This is a genomic window from Micromonospora sp. L31, from assembly GCF_052068075.1.
Classification (GTDB): domain Bacteria; phylum Actinomycetota; class Actinomycetes; order Mycobacteriales; family Micromonosporaceae; genus Micromonospora; species Micromonospora purpureochromogenes.
Window position 1 is genome coordinate 672,877 of the sequence record NZ_JBQHDC010000001.1, and the last position, 18,454, is coordinate 691,330.

Annotated in this window: 15 protein-coding genes and 1 pseudogene; 7 read left to right on the plus strand and 9 right to left on the minus strand. The window is 67.1% G+C overall.

The features are described 5' to 3' along the window. The first annotated feature begins 143 nt into the window (after positions 1 to 143). From ACTMS9_RS03310 to ACTMS9_RS03330, 5 genes are all read left to right on the plus strand, one after another. Positions 144 to 1,040 carry a hypothetical protein gene (locus ACTMS9_RS03310; RefSeq protein ID WP_441164082.1) on the plus strand — a complete coding sequence of 299 codons (897 nt, stop codon included), beginning with the start codon at positions 144 to 146 and terminating at the stop codon, positions 1,038 to 1,040. 55 nt (positions 1,041 to 1,095) lie between these two features. Next, entirely contained in the window at positions 1,096 to 2,055 is a 960-nt protein-coding gene (locus ACTMS9_RS03315) for a TRM11 family SAM-dependent methyltransferase (RefSeq protein ID WP_441164427.1), read from the plus strand. A 53-nt stretch (positions 2,056 to 2,108) separates the two neighbouring features. After that, complete coding sequence (locus ACTMS9_RS03320) at positions 2,109 to 2,417, plus strand: helix-turn-helix domain-containing protein (protein WP_441164083.1); 309 nt, start codon at positions 2,109 to 2,111, stop codon at positions 2,415 to 2,417. A gap of 61 nt (positions 2,418 to 2,478) precedes the next feature. Beyond that, complete coding sequence (locus ACTMS9_RS03325; RefSeq protein WP_441164084.1) at positions 2,479 to 4,005, plus strand: tyrosine-type recombinase/integrase; 1,527 nt, start codon at positions 2,479 to 2,481, stop codon at positions 4,003 to 4,005. 96 nt (positions 4,006 to 4,101) lie between these two features. Then, positions 4,102 to 4,884 (plus strand): hypothetical protein, encoded by a 783-nt coding sequence (locus ACTMS9_RS03330; protein WP_441164085.1) that lies wholly within the window; start codon positions 4,102 to 4,104, stop codon positions 4,882 to 4,884. Positions 4,885 to 5,065: 181 nt separating this feature from the next. Here ACTMS9_RS03330 and ACTMS9_RS03335 read toward each other — a convergent pair whose 3' ends face one another. The 5 genes and pseudogenes from ACTMS9_RS03335 to ACTMS9_RS03355 form a co-directional block, all read right to left on the minus strand. Continuing rightward, positions 5,066 to 6,148 (minus strand): hypothetical protein, encoded by a 1,083-nt coding sequence (locus ACTMS9_RS03335; protein ID WP_441164086.1) that lies wholly within the window; start codon positions 6,146 to 6,148, stop codon positions 5,066 to 5,068. Positions 6,149 to 6,918: 770 nt separating this feature from the next. Then, a complete protein-coding gene (locus ACTMS9_RS03340) occupies positions 6,919 to 7,413 on the minus strand; it encodes a transposase (protein ID WP_441164428.1) in 495 nt (164 codons plus the stop codon). A gap of 6 nt (positions 7,414 to 7,419) precedes the next feature. Further along, a pseudogene (locus tag ACTMS9_RS03345) lies at positions 7,420 to 7,590 on the minus strand (IS110 family transposase); the annotation flags it as partial. Positions 7,591 to 7,662: 72 nt separating this feature from the next. Next, the gene (locus ACTMS9_RS03350) at positions 7,663 to 7,887 is read right to left on the minus strand and encodes a hypothetical protein (RefSeq protein WP_441164087.1); all 225 of its coding nucleotides are present in this window, start codon (positions 7,885 to 7,887) and stop codon (positions 7,663 to 7,665) included. Between the two features lie 642 nt (positions 7,888 to 8,529). Next, positions 8,530 to 11,235, minus strand: coding sequence for an NACHT domain-containing protein (locus tag ACTMS9_RS03355; protein ID WP_441164088.1), 2,706 nt, complete (start codon positions 11,233 to 11,235; stop codon positions 8,530 to 8,532). A gap of 378 nt (positions 11,236 to 11,613) precedes the next feature. Between ACTMS9_RS03355 and ACTMS9_RS03360 the strand changes: the two genes are divergently transcribed. Next, positions 11,614 to 11,811, plus strand: coding sequence for a hypothetical protein (locus ACTMS9_RS03360; protein WP_441164089.1), 198 nt, complete (start codon positions 11,614 to 11,616; stop codon positions 11,809 to 11,811). 365 nt (positions 11,812 to 12,176) lie between these two features. Here the strand turns inward: ACTMS9_RS03360 and ACTMS9_RS03365 are convergent, their stop codons facing one another. Continuing rightward, positions 12,177 to 13,439, minus strand: coding sequence for a helix-turn-helix domain-containing protein (locus ACTMS9_RS03365; RefSeq protein ID WP_441164090.1), 1,263 nt, complete (start codon positions 13,437 to 13,439; stop codon positions 12,177 to 12,179). 10 nt (positions 13,440 to 13,449) lie between these two features. Beyond that, on the minus strand, positions 13,450 to 13,863 hold the full coding sequence (locus ACTMS9_RS03370; protein WP_441164091.1) for an NUDIX hydrolase: 414 nt from the start codon (positions 13,861 to 13,863) through the stop codon (positions 13,450 to 13,452). 161 nt (positions 13,864 to 14,024) lie between these two features. Between ACTMS9_RS03370 and ACTMS9_RS03375 the strand changes: the two genes are divergently transcribed. Beyond that, the gene (locus tag ACTMS9_RS03375) at positions 14,025 to 14,921 is read left to right on the plus strand and encodes a TauD/TfdA family dioxygenase (protein ID WP_441164092.1); all 897 of its coding nucleotides are present in this window, start codon (positions 14,025 to 14,027) and stop codon (positions 14,919 to 14,921) included. Positions 14,922 to 15,980: 1,059 nt separating this feature from the next. Here the strand turns inward: ACTMS9_RS03375 and ACTMS9_RS03380 are convergent. After that, complete coding sequence (locus tag ACTMS9_RS03380; RefSeq protein ID WP_441164093.1) at positions 15,981 to 17,969, minus strand: hypothetical protein; 1,989 nt, start codon at positions 17,967 to 17,969, stop codon at positions 15,981 to 15,983. Continuing rightward, positions 17,966 to 18,391 (minus strand): hypothetical protein, encoded by a 426-nt coding sequence (locus tag ACTMS9_RS03385; protein ID WP_441164094.1) that lies wholly within the window; start codon positions 18,389 to 18,391, stop codon positions 17,966 to 17,968. Before ACTMS9_RS03385 ends, ACTMS9_RS03380 begins: the two co-directional genes overlap by 4 nt. Between the last annotated feature and the right edge of the window lie 63 nt (positions 18,392 to 18,454).

Here is an 18,454-nt window from a genome sequence, read left to right on the forward strand (position 1 = left end):
GACCGCATCGCACCGCCTGCAGGCGGGGCCGGCAGGGTGGTGCTGTCAGACCTCTGTCAGGCCGAGGGGTGTCCGCCAGAGCTGACAAACGCCGGTTTGAGGGGTGTCAGCGCATCACGGCGCGGCGCGGAGCCCACATCCAGATGAGCGAGCACACGCCGCAGCACCACCCCGACCCTGCCCAGCCCGTCGACCCGCACGACGTCGACCCGACCCTGATCGACCTTGTCGCCGGCGACCCGCCCGTGCCGGTCACCGTGTGGCGCACCGCCCGCGGCCCGGCCGACGCCGGCCGCACCATCGGCGCCCGACTGGCCTACCGGCTCGTCGCCGCCTACAGCCGCCCCGGCGAGGCCGTCGTCGACCTCACCGGCGACCACGCCCTGACAGCCGTCTGCGCGGCCGGCGCACGTCGGCACCACCCGGGCTGGTTCACCGGCGCGTCCAGCCTGATCATCGGACCGGCCACCCCACCGACCCGCCCCGACCCGGCCGCCATGCCCGACGACAGCAGCGGCGACCTGCCGGACATGCGCACGTGGTTCGGCGACGATCTCACCGACCCCGACCTGCCCGCAGACGAGGCCACCACCCACCCCGGTCGCACGTCGCTGGCGGAGGCGACCAGCCTGGTCGTGGCCTGCTGGCCCCTGGACGCGGCCGACGCGACCAACCGGGTCCGGCTGGCGTGGCTGCTGACCGCGTGCGCGCGCCTGCTGCGCCCCGGCGGCTGCCTCGTCCTCGTCGTCACCGTGCCGGCCAGCATGGCCGGTCCGGAGGACTTCACCCCGGTGGCCACCGCCGCCGCAGCTGCCGGCCTGGGCTACCTGCAGCACATCGTCGCCGTCGCCGCCGACACCGACGGCGACGCGTTCGTCTACCACGTCACCGACGAGGAACTGCTCACCCTCGCCCAGCAGGCCGGCGAGCAGCAGTGGTCGGTAGCGCACCTGCGGGTACACGCCGACCTGCTCGTGTTCAGCCAGCAGCCCGAGCAGCCGCGGCGCCCGCGCCGGCAGGAAGGCGGCAACCGTGACTGAGCACGAGCACGTCCACCCGGAGCAGAACCCGTGCCACCCCAGCCCACCCGGATGCCTGCGTCCCCATCGAACCGAGCCGGACCCCGACGGGCTGTCGGTGTGGGCGACCGCCCAACGCACCGGCCCGGTGCAGCGCCGCGGCCGGTACGTGCCGGAGTCGGTCAAGCACCCCGCCCGGATGCTCCCGGCGATCGCCGCGCACGCCGTCAACGCCTACACCCAGCCCGGGGACCTGGTGCTGGACCCGATGTGCGGCATCGGCACCACCCTCGTCGAGGCCGTCCACTCCGGCCGCGACGCCATCGGCGTGGAGTACGAGTCCCGCTGGTCCGACATCGCGGACGCCAACATCACCCACGCCCACGACCATGGCGCTACCGGCCGCGCCTCGGTGATCCGCGGCGACGCCACCCGCCTTCGGTCCCTACTTCCTGCCGCTCTGACTGGGCAGGTCGCCCTGGTGGTCACCTCACCGCCCTACGGGCCCACCGTCCACGGCCTCGTCCGGCCCGGCGCTGACGGGGTCGCGAAGTTCGACAACGCCTACAACGACGGCACCGACAAAGGAAACCTCGCCTACCGCGACCTCACCGGCCTCACCCACGGCTTCGAACAGATCCTCACCGGCTGCGCGACCCTGCTACGCCCCGGCGGCACCGTCGTGGTCACCGCCCGCCCCTGGCGCAAGAACAGCCAACTCGTCGACCTGCCCTCCGCCGTCATCGCCGCCGGCGTCCGCGCCGGCCTGACACCGACCGAACGCTGCGTCGCGCTACTCGCCGCAGTCCGCGACGGGCGCCTCGTCGCCCGGCCGTCGTTCTTCCAACTCCAGGCCGTCCGCAAAGCCCGCACCGCCGGCACCCCACTGCACCTGATCACCCACGAAGACGTCCTGATTTTTACCAAGGTGCCCGCCTCCGCCAGTTCCGGGGAAGCCTCGTGCGCGCACGAACCCGTCGGTCCCGCGGGCTCGTCCTGCCAGGTGGCCACCAATGACGTGGGGGAGGAGGGTTGAGGGCCCTTGCGAACAAGCATGGCTCATCAGGTCGCCACGAATGGTGCCGCGTCATGAGCGACCGGCGACGCACCCGCACCCCCTCATACACCGCCACACCAGCCAAAGCCGCGGCCATACCCCCATGGACCGAGACGGATGTCCGCGCGCTGGGCGTGACCACCGACGTCGTCACCGCCGGACAGATCCTCGGACTGTCCCGCAACACCGCCTACCGCCTCGCCCGCGCCGGAACCTTCCCCGTTCCGGTCATCCAGGCCGGCCACCAGTACCGGATACCCGTCGCCGGCCTCCTCGCCGCCCTGCACCTCACCACCCCGGCAACACCCGACGGCGATGACACGCACCCACCCGCACCGTAGACCCCCCCACCGAGCGGCGGCTGCCCGCGACGACTTGATCGTCGCGGGCAGTCGAGCGTGCATGTCGATCGACAAAACCGCTGCCCCGGCAGCCACCAGACCAACCCACCCGGAGAACCCGCCCATGTCGCACGGATCGATCTTCAAACGCTGCGGCTGCCGCGAACCGCGCACCCGTAAACCACTCGGCAACCACTGCCCGAAACTCCGACGCGCCAACCGGTCCTGGAACCCCGACCATGGCCACTGGGCCTACCAACTGGAACTCCCACCCACCGCCGAGGGCCGCCGTCGACAGCTACGCCCCACCGGCTTCGACACCCACAAACAAGCCGCCGACGAACTCGACCACGCCCGCCAACTCCTCGACCTCGCCGGCCGCAACCGCCGCCAACGCACCGAGATCGGCGACCTGCTGCAAGCCACCCTCCGCGCCGGCGGAACCCTTCCCGATGTCGACACCGTCCGCAACCGGCTCCGCACCGACACCCCACTCATCGGGGTGCCCACCCTCGCCGACTGGCTGACCACCTGGCTGCAGCGACTCACCGTCGATGACAACACCCGCCGCGGCTACGAATCCCACGTCCGCGTGCACCTCATCCCGAACATCGGCGACGTCGTCCTGGACAAGCTGCGCCCCCACCACATCGAGGACCTCATCGACAACATCAAGCAACGCAACGCCGACATCGCCACCGCGAAAGCCAGCCCCGACCCCGACACCCGCGCCAGCGTCCGAGGGGTGCGACCCACCGGACCCGCCACCATCGCCCGCATCCGCGCCACCCTACGCAAAGCGTTCAACGACGCCCTCGCCCGAGAGGTAGTCAGCGGCGTCACGAACCCCGCCACCCTCGTCAAGACCCCCCACGCCCGGGCCAAACCAATCGTGTGGGAACCGGAACGCGTCGAGAGGTGGAAGGCCACCGGCAAGGTCCCCGGCCCTGTCATGGTCTGGACCGACGACCTTCTCATCCAGTTCCTGGACTACGCCGCCGAGCACGCCCGCGACCTGCACCCCCTGCTGCACCTCATGGCCTACCGCGGACCCCGCCGAGGCGAAGCCTGCGGACTCCTCGACGCCGAAGTCCGCCTCGCCAAAGGCGAAGTCAGCATCGTCAACCAGATCGCCACCCACGGCTACGAAACCCACCAGAAGCGGCCCAAGAGCGACGCCGGCAACCGCGAGGTCACCCTCGACCCCGACACCGTCGCCGTCCTCACCGCCTACAAGGCCCGCCGCGCCGCCTGGCGCCTCGCCGCCGGAAAAGACTGGCCCGACACGGGACTGTTCTTCGTCCGGCCCGACGGCAACCCATGGCACCCGAGCGCGGTCACCCAACGCTTCCGCCGCCTCGTCAAACAAGCCGGGCTGCCACCCATCCGACTGCACGACCTGCGCCACGGCGCCGCCACCCTCGCCCTCGACGCCGGCGTCGACATCAAAGTCGTCTCCGACCAACTCGGCCACTCCACCACCACACTCACCCGCGACACCTACCAAAGCGTCGTCAAGCGGCTGCACCACGAAGCCGCAACCGCCGTCGCCGACAGAATCAAGAACAAGCGGCGCCGTAGCGCCTGAGCGACCGACCTGGGTGATGGGTTGAAATATCAGCTCAGGGCCTGCGGTACTTTCTTCACCAACACCAATCGGTGAACAGGTGAAGTTCCTGCCGCGTTGCCGGACGTCTTCCATGAGGCGAAAACCGGCATCCACATAGGAGGCCATGATTCGATGAGTTCCTACACCATCACAATCGCCGCAGACGATCCCAGCCGAGCGACCACAACCCTGAAGGTCGAGGTAAACGACACCACCCCGCGCATCACCGAACTGGTGGTACGCGCCGGACAGGGGGACGGGCTGACCGCGGGCCAGATCCCCGCTGTCGACCTGGACCTGCTCTTGAGGGCGATCGCGCCCGCCGCCGGCCAGCGGCAGGCGATTGCCACGCCCCCCATCGCCGTACCCGACGAGGCGCCCGCAGCCGGCGGTATGTCCGTTGACGACGGTGAGCCCGCCGCCGAGCCGACGGCGGTCCAGGCCACCGCCCCTACCCTGGGTGCGGATGAGCCGACTACGAGTAACGCTGCGGAAGCTGGTGCGGTAGACGTCGTGGTGCCCAAGCAGGCGTCACCGGCCACCAAGGCAAGCGAGGCGAAGAAGGCCAGCCGGGCGTCGGGCGCTGGCGCGACCCGCAGCCGAGCGGGCAAGCCGAAGACCGCAGCGGGCGCCAAGGCCACGACTACGGCGACGAAGGCCACGAAGCGGACCGCCAAAGGCGGATCCTCCGGAGGCGAGGGACGGGTGTACCGGCGCTCACCGGCCGATCTCGAAGCGGTCTACCAGCAGGCCGGAAGTGTGACTGCTGTCGCCGATCACTACAGCGTGCCCCGGCACACCGCCCAGGGGTGGATCCGCACGCTGCGTCGCCGGCAAGCCGGACCAGTTTCTGAGTAAGGGAACCAGGTACAGGGGCGGCAGCTCGGCGCTCCAACCGCTCCCGAGCCGACCAGCGGCCTCAGCGAGACCCATGGGTAGTGTCGGTGGCCGTCGTGACGTTCCGTGACCAGCGATGCGCCATCGGCAGAGCGGCGCATCCGCTTCTGCCGACGAGAGTGCACTAATATGGCGAGAGGCGTCACGAACGTGCCGATCTGTCGTGGCCGGAGAGATTTGGTACGTCTAACGTATTTGGTGTTGGCTTAGTTTCTACCTCAAAGTCGAGCGGGTTATCCCATCGATTGCTCGGCCGAGGCTCTAGAACAGTTATTGCCCATTCTGTCGATACTTCCGCAAGGATAGTCGGCGAGTGGCTAACAATAGCCACCTGCGCATGCTCCGCCGCCGCTTGGAGTCGTTCGAGTGCGGCAACCTGTGCAGCGGGATGATAGCCGTCGAGAAACTCGTCGAGTAGGAGGAAGGTTGGTTCAACGCGTGCGTGGTGCCGCGCGTGGAGGCCAGCCAACTCTAAAAGGATCAAGGACTCGAGCCCGAGGCTAAGTCCACCGCGGCCAGAGAATTTTTCAGTTCGACCGTGGACGTCCAGAGTCCAATGCACTTGCCCGTTGGTGCACTGAACTTCTTTGACTAGGCCGCTGTCGGAGGCAAGAAGCCTAAGGGTGGATATCATTGCTGATATGCTGAGGTCGAACATTTGAGCCAACGCAGTAATGTTTCCGATTTCATCCCGACGTGGACCCCGAAGAAGTATGGTTTTGTAGGGGCGCGCGACATAGGGCACGGGCTGACCATCCAGAACGTGCGTGACGACGCCCGACCTACCCTTCGTGACGACATCGTGCGTCATAGGGTCGAACCAGCGCACCCCCATGTCAACCTCTCGATCATGCGATAGCTCCGCTACGTGATCCGGATAAGCGACGCTCGCAATGAGACGTGTTAGAACGGACTTTCCACTTGCGTTGGGGCCAGTAAATATATTTCGCATTCCTAGCTCAAATGTTCGACCTTCCAGCGAGGCGACTGGAGAAGAGTTAACCGAGATTGACTCAACAAGTCCAACGTGATTCAGCGCGCCGCCGTTTACCTCTGCCGCTTTTCGCGCCTCATGCAGCCTTTTCCACGCCCTGAGCTGAACAGCCGAAAAAATTCGCCCGTCGTCCGAGTCAATGGACTTGCCATGGGCAGCGCAGCACCAGATCCCATTCTCGGGTTCACTGCGTTCCGCCTCCGACAGCCCCCCCTGTTCCGCGCGGACCACTCGGCGATGCTGCATAGATGTGTGCAGCGACACCGGTATGCACTGTTTGTCGCGGATCCGTCCCCGGCCCGACGGTCAAGCGTCCGCAGTTCAGTACAGAGCACTGATACCCTGCTCTTTCCGCAATTAGCCTGCGGGTGGCTGCGGTGAACTCAGCTCGAATGCCCACTCTCGCCCTTTCGCGACCCAACCAGATCTCGAACTGAATATTAGGCCGGTAGGTAGATCATCGCACGCCCTCATCTGCCGCGGAGCGCGCATGCTGCCTCATCGACGGCGGTAGCGGCCGTCAGCAAGACGTTCAAGGTCGTCGCACGTTCGAGCGTGGTGGTCGGGCGCATTGGCACATGCGGCTGACGACGTGTGTTCGGATGGTTGAAGGTGCGTACGTGCTGCCCCGTCGCCGCAGTTCATCGATCACATCCTGTGGCGTGAAGGTTCCGTCGACCGTGCGGGCGCAGATCGCCGGTAGAGCCGAGAGAATCTCGTCGCGAGCGGTCATGAGCACATCTTGTACCAGTGTGGTCCTACGGATCGAGCTCCTGAACGCTCGCTTCTGGCACCCCTCTGTGTCAAGAAGCGGTGAGGAGGGGTGTTCTAGGCTGGGGGTTGGCGGGTCCGGGAAGTGACTTTTCCGAAGTGCCGATCATCGGGGTTGGATCGGTCGCGCTGGATTGCAGAGTCGCCCCCAGGTGTCCTCCCGGGCCCGTCCGCACGCGCTTGGCGTCGTTGACCATCTGCTTGTAGACCAGGTCGGACAGGCGTCGTTTTCAGGGCGCGCATGGCTTCGGTTGGGTCTTGCCCGCGGCGAGTTTGCGCCGGTAGTAGGCGCGGCCTTCGGTGTCGTGACGTAGCTGGACGACGGTCATGATGTGCAGGGCGCGGTTGATGCGCCGGTTCCCGGCCCGCGAGAGCCGGTGCCGGTTCTGGTCGCCGGATGAGGCGTCGATGGGCGCGGTGCCGTTCCACGACGCGAAATGGGCGCGGCTGGCGAAGCGGTGGATGTCGCCGATGTCGCCGATCGGGCGGGCGGCGCCGGAGGGGCCGATGCCGTTGAGTTCTTGCAGGCGGCTGCCGGTGGCCTCGACCAGCTCGGTCAGCTGGGCGTTTGCGGCTTTGATCTTCTTGTCGATAGCGGTGAGTTCGGTGATCAGCTCGGAGGCCAACTGCCGGCGGGTGCGCCCGACGATGTCACGCGGGCGGACCGTATTGAGTAGCGCACGGGCCTGCGGGGCGGACAGGAACTTCTTCGCTCCGCCCGGCACGAGTTCGAGCAACAGGTGATGCAGCCGGCTGATCGTCTCAGTCCGAGCGCGGCCCAGGCCGTCGCGGCGATCGATGAGCAGCCGCAACGCCACGGTGGCGTCGTCGACGACGACCTGCCGCGAACCCTTGGTGCGTAACGCCGCCACCGCGACACTGTGGGCATCTACCGGGTCGGTCTTGCGGCCCTGGCCGGTGGCGGAACACGCGCACTCGGCAGGACAGTTTCCGCAGGCACGTTGATGACGGTTTCACCGTCGGCGACAAGGCGCTGAGCGATGTGCCGGCCGATGGGCGTTGCAGCCCTCGACCGCCCAGACCCGGTCCTTGTGCTTGCGCCCGCCGGCGAGGATGGCCTGATAGCCGCCGCGGTCGGTGCCGAACCGGCCCCTACTCAGGATCTTCTCCCGATCGTTGATGATCCCGATCGACGCGGATCGCTTGTGGGGATCCATACCGATGATGACGGATGCCATGCTGCTCCTTCTCGATCAGCCGGGACGTGATGCCGGCGAGAAGGGCAGCGCTACTTTGAGCTGGGCATACCCCTCTGGAGCCTCTCCGCGCCACGGTGACCGGCGGGGCGCATGCCAGATGAGAGCCACACCAAACCGCGGTGGGCAGCCGAAATGAGAGCTATCCCGCCGGTCACCTCGACCAAGCCTGGCCGGGCTGCGGTCGTACCGCCAGTCAACAAGTAGCCGCGATCCGCGCGCTATGCAGCGTCACGCCAAGCTGGCCCGGTAGCCGTCCGGACGTGGCGATGAGCGTGCACCCGATCGCGCTCCTGCTGTTGATCTCGCATGCAGGTTCGCCCGGCGACCTTCGTATGCCGGTCGGCCTAACGCACTGCCAGGACAGAAGGGACCCCCTGACGACCCCCCACCTCACCAAGGGTCAGTTTCAGCAAGCGGCGACACCGTTTTGGACCAGCAGGCCTACCCGGACGGCCTGGGTGTTCCGGGGAGGAACGCTCGCCAGCGCGGATGCGTGGGCGCGGCGGTGCACGTCGCCCGCAACCGGGCCGCGGTCACAGGTGCGGGCACAGGGCCACCCTGACCAACCGCATCGACGCCATCGGCACAGGACCCTGCCGGCACCGCGACGCACCGTCCGCGTCACTGCTTGTGGAACTTCTCCGTCGCGCGCAGCCGCACCTTCCGGCGCCCACTCGCGTTCACCTTTTCGAGGGTGATCTTGCCTTCCTCATGCATCCTGCGGACGAAGCCCTGCCAAGCGGCGAGACCGTAGTCCAGAACCCAGGTGAGCCGGCTGTCTTCTTCCGGCGCGAAGTCACGCGAGCTCACGATGATCGGCCCCCGGGCAAGGGCGAGGTTCGACTTGAAGTAGTTGTCGATCTCGCTGACGTCATGGGCCGTGTCCTCGGTCAGCCCGAGCACGTGCTTGATTCTTGACTGCCCGACCGCCAGCTCGCTCTGCGTCAGCAGCTCGAGCACCTGCTTGTAGGAGTCCCCCACCAGGGCGGCACCTGACGACTTCGACAGATCCAGCCGATCGACGTGGCTGGAGGTCAGCAGAAGCTCGACGCCGGGCCCCACGGCCAGGTTTTGGATGTGGGCCTCTTCGAGTGAAACCCGGCCGGAGCCGCCGAGCTCCAGATCCTCGACGGTGATCCGACGCGCGGTGCGAGGGCCGTCGCCGATCCCGTGGACCTTTGCCCACAGCTCGCCGAGGCTGATCGCCCCGGGCAGACGTCTGTCATAGGGCTGCGCCGCGGTTACCCTCTCCTGGAGCGCCGCAATCAGCTCGGTGGGCACCCCACCGTGCTCCGTCCGCCAGATGGAGACGATCAGCTGTGCGCAGAGCGCCGAGACGGGCACGCTGAACAACAGGGAGGCGGCCTGGTCAAGCGGCAGCCGGGCGACCTGCCGGGCAAGGAACTGCTCGGCGATCGCGAGGTGGGTGAACTTAAACGAGAGGTCGTCCTCTGCCCATTCGGCGCTCATCCCGCACAGCGCGACCAGCCGGCGCTTCTCCTCCTTGGTGAGTTCACGGGCTAGAGCCTGGGACGCCGCCAGCTCTAGGTCCTCTTCGGAGATCTCCGGTACGGCGTTCCGGGCGATCAGCTCCGCGACCTCGGAGAAAATGTCGGCCAGCGCTCCCGAGCCGAAAAGCTCGATACCTCCCTGGCCTGCCAATTTGCGCCGTTCCCGCTGCAAGTAGGTCTCGACGACGAACTGCAGGAACTCCAGTGGCTTCTCGGATCGCGCCCAGGCGGCGAACGCTAGGCAGAAGAACGGCGTCGTCAGCAGCTGCCGGATCTCCGGGGACGTATTTTTCCCCGCCGCCTCGACAGACAGGTGACTGGTGAGCTCCCGCAGTTGCTTCGGTTGCCACGGCAGCAGTTCGAGCGTCGTCACGTAAGGCGGCCAGTCCAGCGCGGCGTGAAGCTCCAGGTTCTGGCGGAGCCGGGCTTCAGAGTAGCTCGATCGCGCCGACAGGATGACAGTCCCCTTGCCACGCAGTTCGTCCAGGATCGGCCTCAGGCCGGTGAGCGGATTGTCGTAGGTACGGAAACCGAGCAGCTCGTCGAAGCCGTCGATCACCAGGATCGCGAGACCCGCGCGGCACAGCGCCAGCACGGAGCTTTTGTCGAGGATCCGGGTACGGGCCATGCGGGCGTCGAGAAGCGTGTCGAGGCTGTTCGCGCTGGTCCCGCTTGACGAGATGTAGATCGCAAGGGGATCGAGCTCGCCGCTGTGGGAAAGCGACTCCCGGGCGAACTGGAGCAGGCTGTGGGTCTTGCCCGATCCAGCCTCGCCGGTCAGCGTGATGAGGTTCGTGTATGAGCTGTAGATGCCGGTCCGGGCGGTGATCCGCTCACACGCCTGGGTGATGGTGACGTCGCTGCCGTCCCCGAACAAGCCGTCGGCGACGCGGACCCGGGCGGGCACATTGGGGACGTGGCGCTTGAGATCCGGAAACAGCTCCTCGCTGATCTGACTCTCGAGCTTGACTTGCTCCTCGAGCTCCTCGAGGAGCCGCTCCTTGAGGAGTTCCCAGTTGCAGATGCCCGCCAGGAACGCCTTGTACGGCTTCGGGCCCGACTCGGACTGCCAGATCCGGGCATGGTCGACGTTCATCTCGAACCGGTCGACGCGCCGGATCGTGCCGCCGGAGGTCCGCAAATCCCAGCGCGCCACGATCGGCTGGGGCGGAACGACGAGGGTGTGGATCGAATCCCGCTCGGCGAAACCGCGGAGATCCTTCTGGATATCCAACGCGAAGCTCTCCAGCAGCCGGTCGCCGCCCTGCGGGCCCAGCTTCTGGAGCGCGTCGAGGATCTCAGGCCGGGTTATGTCGGTCGCCAGCCCACGGCGGGGCCAGTAAGTCGCGGATCCCTCGGAGTAATCGTTGAGGGCGGCGAGTTCGCCATGGACCGGGATGAAGAAAGGCTCCAACTGGGTGACGTGCCCGTGCGCGTGGACCGCCACGATCCGGTCCGCGTTGGCCGAGACCACCTGATGGAGAGCATCGAGGTCGACGTTCTCTGGATCCGGGCCGCCGTGGAACACCTGGTTGCGCATCTGCCGGATTGACATGCCCGTTGCCACCTCGGCGTTGATGCTGTCGGCGACGTCGAGCGCGGCGGACTGACAGGTATCACAACCCAGAGAGCCGCGCTGCAGCGTGATGTAGCGGTACCAGAGATCGAGAGATCCCGGTGTAGTCAACGTGGTCGGTCCCCCGGCTGCAGCGGCACAGAGCAGCCCCAGCACCCGCAGTTGAAACTCGACGTGGGCCAGAGTCTTGAGCGGTGCCTGCTGCCGGTCCGGCGCGGCGACAAGGTCCGCGATAGTCACGTCGCCTCCTGTGGGCACCGGTGCGGGTCGGACCAGCATTGTCGCACGCCAACGCCGGTGCACGGGGCGGCGAACTAGCCGCTGCTCTCGCGCGTACAGGGGCGCCAGCAGGCGCTCTCGTGGACACCACGTAGAACAGGGAGACACTGGTGCCGAGATTGAGCCCCAGCCAACGACGCTGCTCTGAAACCACTCGTCTGAAGCAGGAGAGCTCTGCGCTTGGCCGCCGATCCGTATCGGCGAAGCGCCGCAGCGCATGCGTCCTGACTCGTCCTTGCCAAGCTGGTCACGTCCTCGTCCCAGTCTCTCGCCTTCGTCCCTGAGTGGAAGAGCCGGACGCCACGCCGCGGCGTCGGCGGGTTCCGTACGGTCGAGAACGTGGACGTGCTGCTGCGTGGCGGGCCGGGAGACGGCCAGGTGGTTCCCGGCGGCGGGGAGACCGTCGTGTGGCAGGCCTGCCTGTACGAGATCACGCGCGAGTACGGCCGCCGGCACGGACGCGACCTGCGCGTGTATGGGCACCGCCCTGACTGCTGTGAGCCGTACGGCCGAGGCGCCGAGGACCGCTGCGAGTGACCTGCCCGTCCGGATGCTCGCAGCAGTGAGCGCCACCCCGGGACGCGCCGGGACGTGTGGCTCATCCGCCGGACGCGCCGGACGGTTGTCGCCCGTGTCGGCGACACCGAGACGGCCACCGTACTGCGGTGGGAGTCCGAGTCGTAGCCGGAGGCCCTTCGCATGGTCGATCGCCTGCTGCTCGCCGACACCGCCGGACCGTGGCGCGAACAGGGTCGCGCGGCGGAGGAACTGCGAGGCGAAGACGGCGGCCTGTCGTTCCAGCAGTTGGCTGCCCGGTTTGGCCCTGTCCTCCGGCCTGGCCGGCCGGGCACGCAATAGGACGCGCGAGGATCTGAAGCGCTGGCGGGCTGGCAGCCGGCGCGTCACGGTGCCTGGCTGCCGGCCGGGTTGGGCTCGGGGATGCGGAGCCTTCCCAGCGCTTGGCGCGCGAGTTCCCCGACAGCGGGAAGATGCGATTTGCAGGCCCGGAGGCTGCGCTGGATCTGGTGAGGTAGGCGGTGCTCCTCGGCGATGGTGATGGCAGCCTCGAACGCCGTTTCGGCTTGGGGTGTGTCGGCGCGGGCTAGGAGGACTTCGCCGGTGGTGACGTGGAGGATCGCCTGCCATTGCGGTGGTATCGCGATGGTGGACATACGGCGGCGATCGAGCAGGTCGGTGGCCAGTTCGGGTCGGCGTGTGTGGACCAGCCCGCGCAAGTGCACTTCATGGAGGGCGTAGGGGCTGGTGAGCCCAACGCCGGGTTTGGCGTCGACCAGTCGCCAGGCGCTGGTGATGGCGTGGTCGAACAGGGCGGGGTCGCCGAGTTCGCCTGCGGCTCGAGCGAGCTGCACCAGGGCTGCACCTCGGTCGAGATCAGACCCCAGTTCCATTGAGCGGCGGAGTCGGGCAACGGCGGCATTGGGCCGTTCGACCTTGCGCAGTTCGTTGCCGTGTACCCGGAGGGTGAAGGCGAGCAGGTCCTCGTCGTTGAGGTGTTCGGCCAGCCACAGCGCCCGGCCGGTCCATCGGGCCGCACTGACAAGTCGCTCCTCGGGCAAAACGTAGCCGAGTGAGACGCCGAGCTCGGCGCGGGCCCGGGCAAGCAGGAGCATCACATCCCGCTCGACGTGCCCGTCGGCGACCCGGCTCTCCAGGCGGGTGACCAGCGGCCAGAGTTCGTTGACGGCTTCGGCGCCATGCCCGGACTGCCGTGCGATCGCGGCGAGGCGGATAGTCGACTCACCGAACTGGAGCATCGCGGTGAAGTCGGCGTCGTCGGGATCGCTAACACCAAGCGTGTGCGCTGGCAGGCCGAGGTGGCGGGCGATACGAAGCCGGGCCGCGACATCGCTAATCTCCCGCCGCCCCGTTTCGATCATCGAAATGTACGTCGGGTCGTAGCCAAGCAACTCCGCCAGACGCCGCTGACTCACACCAGTCGCGGCCCGATAGGCGCGAATGATGACCGCGAGATCGCCGCTGGCCAGCGCGGCCCGCGCTGCATCGCTGGTCCACAACCACAAGGCCGAGCCGCCGCGGCGCTGGACAGGGACTGGCAGGGCAGCACCGGCGATGGCATGGCAAGCCGGGCAAAGCGGCGACGCGCTCCAGCGGCCGACCGTCGCCCCGCAACCGTCGCACCGCATCGTCGGTCGCCTACATGACTCGGGTATTGAGCTTGGCGTACCAGGTCGCGATGGACCTCTTGTACCCGTCTGGCATGCGCAGCGCCTCGGCCTCGGCCTCGGTGAACAGGCCGACTTCCTTGTGCTCGTGACTGACGACCGGATCAGCGTCGGTACCGACGTGGCAGCCGTAGGTGACGATCAGGACATCGACGCCGTCGCGGATGTGGTACTGCCAAGCGTCCAGCAGCGGGCCAGAGGTCACCTGCCAGCCGACCTCCTCGGCGATCTCCCGGGCCACGCACTGCGCCGGTTCCTCGCCGAGATCCAGCTTCCCGCCCGGCAGCTCCCACTCGTCGCGCTCGTTACGGAGCAACAGCACACGGCCGTCGCGAACCACGACGCCCTTGACCGAGACAGGGAACAGGTGCGGCTGGTAGCTCATCGACCGGCTTCCCTCCACTGGTGCAGGACCTGGACCGTCCGGAACGTAGCACGGTCATGGCTCAACATCGGGCGCCTCAGCGTTGACAATCCGTCACTTGATCCATGCGGTAGGTGCAGCCATGGTGAACGCCGACAACGCGATCCGCCGGAGGTGACCAAATGCGCGACGTTGCCGACCTGCCCCACGTGGACCTACGCGACCCGGACAGCACGGCTCGCATCCTGAATGGCCTCACGACGCACGGCATCACGATCTTCCAGGGCGGAACCGAACGGAACGACCTGCTCTGTGCGGCCCGGTCATTGATCAGCATCCGCGCGCACCGCGACAGCGACTCCGACGGAGTCACGACCATCGCCTGGCGGCCAGCGTCCAAAGACGAAAAAAACAGCCTCGCGGGCTTCACCGATCGCGAGCTCTGGCCCCACACCGAAGGATCGGCCGTATGCCGGCCACCGCGCGTCCTGATGCTGGCGTGTCTTCGACCGGCGCAGACCGGTGGACGCAGCCAACTGGTGGACGGTCGCGAACTCTACGACGAGATCGCCCGCACCGACCCCGCCATGCTCGCGGCGTTGTCCAAGCCCCGATCCGCGTACTTCGGCGCAGGATCCGGACACCTCGGCGCGGTCTTCGAACAGACGACCGAAGGCCGGATAGCCGTCCGGCTGCGCCTCGACGCGCTTGCGCGCTTCGCGCCGATGCTCGCGCCGTCTATCGATCGACTTCGCACGCTTGTCCAGCAGCTGACCATTCCAGTCGACCTTCGTGCCGGCCACGGGTACATCCTGCTCAACGACCGCTGGCTCCACGGCAGAGCCCGGTTCACCGGCAACCGCATGATGCTGCGCATCATCGGTGACCCGCTGTCCACCGATGGTTTGCGGAGCGGTTTCTGTCCATCGCAGGCTCCGCAACCGGCCCTGCGAGCCGCCTGCAGTCCGTCGATACCACATCACGACCTCGCCCACGGTCTGCGGGTGCACACCAGCGCCCGCCCAGCATCGGAACGAATCAACGATGCCGACACCGGCGTCCTGAAAGGCGCGCCATGAACCTGACCTCGATCGCGGCCATCAGCGCAGCCCTTGTGCTCGGATTCCTCGCCGGGCTGCTCACCTTCAAGCGCTCGCTGCAATGGTGCCGCACCTGCGGAGCATCCCTAAGCTGCCCGGACTGCACCCGGCCGCGAGGCACACAGCCGGCCAAGCAGATCGCGACGCGCGAACCGGGAAATCAGCGCCCATATCCGCCGGGCGATTCCACGCCGGTCGACGTCCCCGCGCGAACGGCCAGCCAAGCGCGGCCCCAAAAGCGCAGTCAGTAGCCGCAAACATGAAATCACCAGCAGGAGGAGCGCGACGTGGCCTTCTTCCAGGAGACCCGCCGGCGGCAATCAGAGATCATGTCGGCTGAGCAGATCGTCTCCTACACCCTGGCCATGGACCGTAGACACCAGCCGGTGTGGTCACGCAGGAAGGTCCGGTCAGTCCGCCGCTGCGGCGGTGGACAGCCCTGCCGGTCGAGACACCAGGTACCGCCCAGACGAGGGCACTGGCCCGGTGAGGCGTCATGACCACGCACGGACCGGTTCTTCCGATCTGGACCTGCGCCGGGTGCGGTGCCCCATGGCCCTGCCGCACACGACGCCACGAGCTGCGAGCCGAGTTCGAGCGCGCTCCCATCTCCCTCGCCCTGTACATGGGCTCCTGCATGGTCGCTGCGAGCCAGGACATGGGCTGGGCTCCCGCTGGTCTACTCCATCGCCGGTTCGTGGGGTGGCTGCGATGACCGCATCCCGCACCAGTGACCTGCTCCACGTGACCCGAGCAGCCCCGCCGCGCCCCCGTGACCGCCCTGCTGGAACGTGTCAACGGCGTACTACGCGGGTGAGCAACTACTTGCACGGCGTGTCGAAGGGAACCTTCAGCCCACCCTCGTACCTCACCTACCGGCCGACGTCCGGGCGCTGACACCGATGTCATGGCCCCGTGCCATCGAGATTCGTGCAGCCTGACCGGAACCGCCATCAAGTCGGCGGGCCGTGTGCCTCCGATCGCGGCTGCCGCATCGGCGCCCGGCGGCGATCGAGTGCTCCCTGTGACGTTCGGCTTTCATGACTCCTCTGCCTCGTTCGGGAGATCGCCGGACGAGGGCTGCGGAATTCGAATGAGTCGGTCGTCTTGAGTCAGGGTGAGGACGACACGGTCGGCGAACTCAAGCAAGATGTTGCGGGCCAGTTCGTTGTCAACAGCGACCACTTGTAGGGCGCCGCGGTACTGGTCGGTGACTCGGGCCAGTAGTCGGTAGACGTCGCGAACGCGGGCCAGGTCGAAGCCTTCGTGGCCGCTGTTGGCGGAGAGGCCGTCGAGGATGAGCAGGCCGGGAAGGGGGAGGTTGCGGTCGATCGCCACGGTGTGGTGCGCGAGCGCGTGCGCGATGTTGACGAGGGTCTTGAGACCTTGGCTGGATAGTTCGTCGAAGCTTCGCCCGGAGACCTCGGGCTCGTAGGTCTTTCGGTTGATCTTGACCGTAAGTTCTTGTCCGAGGTCGGGAATGTGTAGCTCTTGGAGGTATTCAAGTATTCGTCCTTCGAGGGCGAGGACGTTGTCTTCGGCGTCGAGCTGGGATAGCTCCTGGCTCTGGATGCGTGCTCGGAGATCTGCCTGTTGGGCTTCAAGCGTTCCACGGCCGGCCATTTGTTCCGCATGGCGGCGGAGCAGGTTGGCGTACTCGCGGAGTCGCTGAATTTCCGCTTCGAGCTGCGCCTGCCGCGCTGCGTCGTGCGCGATTTGGGTCGCTCGGTCGGAGACGAACGCCATAGTGCGTTGATCGAGATCGGTGGTCAGCTCGGCGATGAGGTCGTCGAGATGTGCGGCCTCTCGCTGAAGGCTCTCGTGGGCGCGACGGCGGCCCTCGATCACGTCGTCGGTTTCACTGATCTGGCTCGCGATACGATCTTGCTCGGTGAGCAGCTGGCCTTGTGACGGCGCGGGCCGCGGCTCTTGAAGGCAGAGGTAGCAAAGGTGCGGGTCGATCCGCGCCGCGTCGACGTCGTTGCCGCAGCGCGGGCACACGATGAAGTCGAAGTCCACCAGCCACTCGTCGGCGACGATGGCGCGGGTGAGCCGGGCGGATTGGCTGGACAGTTGGCGCCGCAGGTCGTTCAGGTCGGTGAGCTGGGCCTGCAGCCGGGCCAGCCGGTCGGTGACCTCGGCGCGGCGTGTGCGAGTGGCCAGCAGAGTCTGACGCAGTTCCTGAACGCCTGGCACTGCGCTGGCGGCGCTACCGAGAGCGCTTCCCTGGGCGATGACCTCTTCGAGTTCGGCGGTTCGAGCAGTGATTTGGAATTCCAGGGCCTCCGCGTCTGCGAACGGCGTGTCGGCGAGGAATTTGGCGCGGATGGCGGCGTCATGCTCGAGCGAAGCCAGTTGCAGCTCCACGCGCCGCAGCTCGGCGTTCAACCGCGCAAGTTCTGGCTCGTAGTAGCCGTAGGCCAGCTCGAACACCCAGCGACGCTTGACGTTGCGCCACTGCCGCTTGTGACCGAAGACCTCAGTGTCGAGTTCATCGCCGGTGATGATGCAGTAGCCGAGCCAATCGGTCATAGTGACCGGCGTCAGCGTGCCGGTGGGCTCGGCACGTGCCTGCGGCACGCTGATCGCCGGAATGCGCAGTTGGTCGAGGAGGAAGGTGCTGTAGGTGCGGTCGGATCTGGCTACGGGGAGGCGCAGGGCGATGACCTCGCGGTCCGGATCGGGGTGTACTTCACTGACTTCGACCAGCGCGTCACTGGTCGTGGTCCGGGGGCGGTAGATCTGCCAGGCACGGCTGCCCAGGATGACCTGTCCTCGGATGGCTTGGACGTTGTCGACCTCGGGCGGGAGGGCGTCTGGCATGGTGCCGAGTAGGGCCCTGATGAGGCGGACGAGGGTGGTCTTGCCCGTGGTGATGTCCCCGATGATCAGGTTGAGGCCAGGGTTGAACGGCACCACTCGCCCGCCGCCAACTAGGTCGACCGTGACGAGTTCGAGCCGGTGTGGGTGTGAGGTCACCGAGACGGTCCGCTCGGGCTCCGGCGGCGTCGGTGTCGGTCGGGTCACGTCAGGTCCTCGTGCCAGGTGGCGTCGGCGATCTCAGGCAGTTCGTAGATGTAGTTCTTCAGCGTGGTGCCGGACTTGTCGAGGTAACGGCGCAGCAGGCGCAGCCGAAGGTTGATGTGGGTGAAGCTTTCATCGGCGCGCAGATCCGCGGCGAGTTGGGCACCGGTCGCGGAGGTCCGGTAACCGAAGCCTTTCCCGGGCAGAGGTGCCACCTCGACCAGCCCTCGGCCGATGAGCGAGCCCAACACCGCGTAGTAGGACGGATCCCACGGACCGTAGCGGTAGCGCATCATGCGGGCGTCCAAGGGTGCCTCGTTCGGATCGATTCCCTCTACCTGATCGGGGCGGGCACCTTGGGCCAGCAGTACCCGTCGCAGATGGCGAGGGTAGCGCAGCAGGAAGTCGAGCTTGGCCAGCTTCACTCTGCCCTCCAGGTACCGGACCTGGTCCTTTCCCTTACGGCTGAAGGCATCCACCAGCAGGAG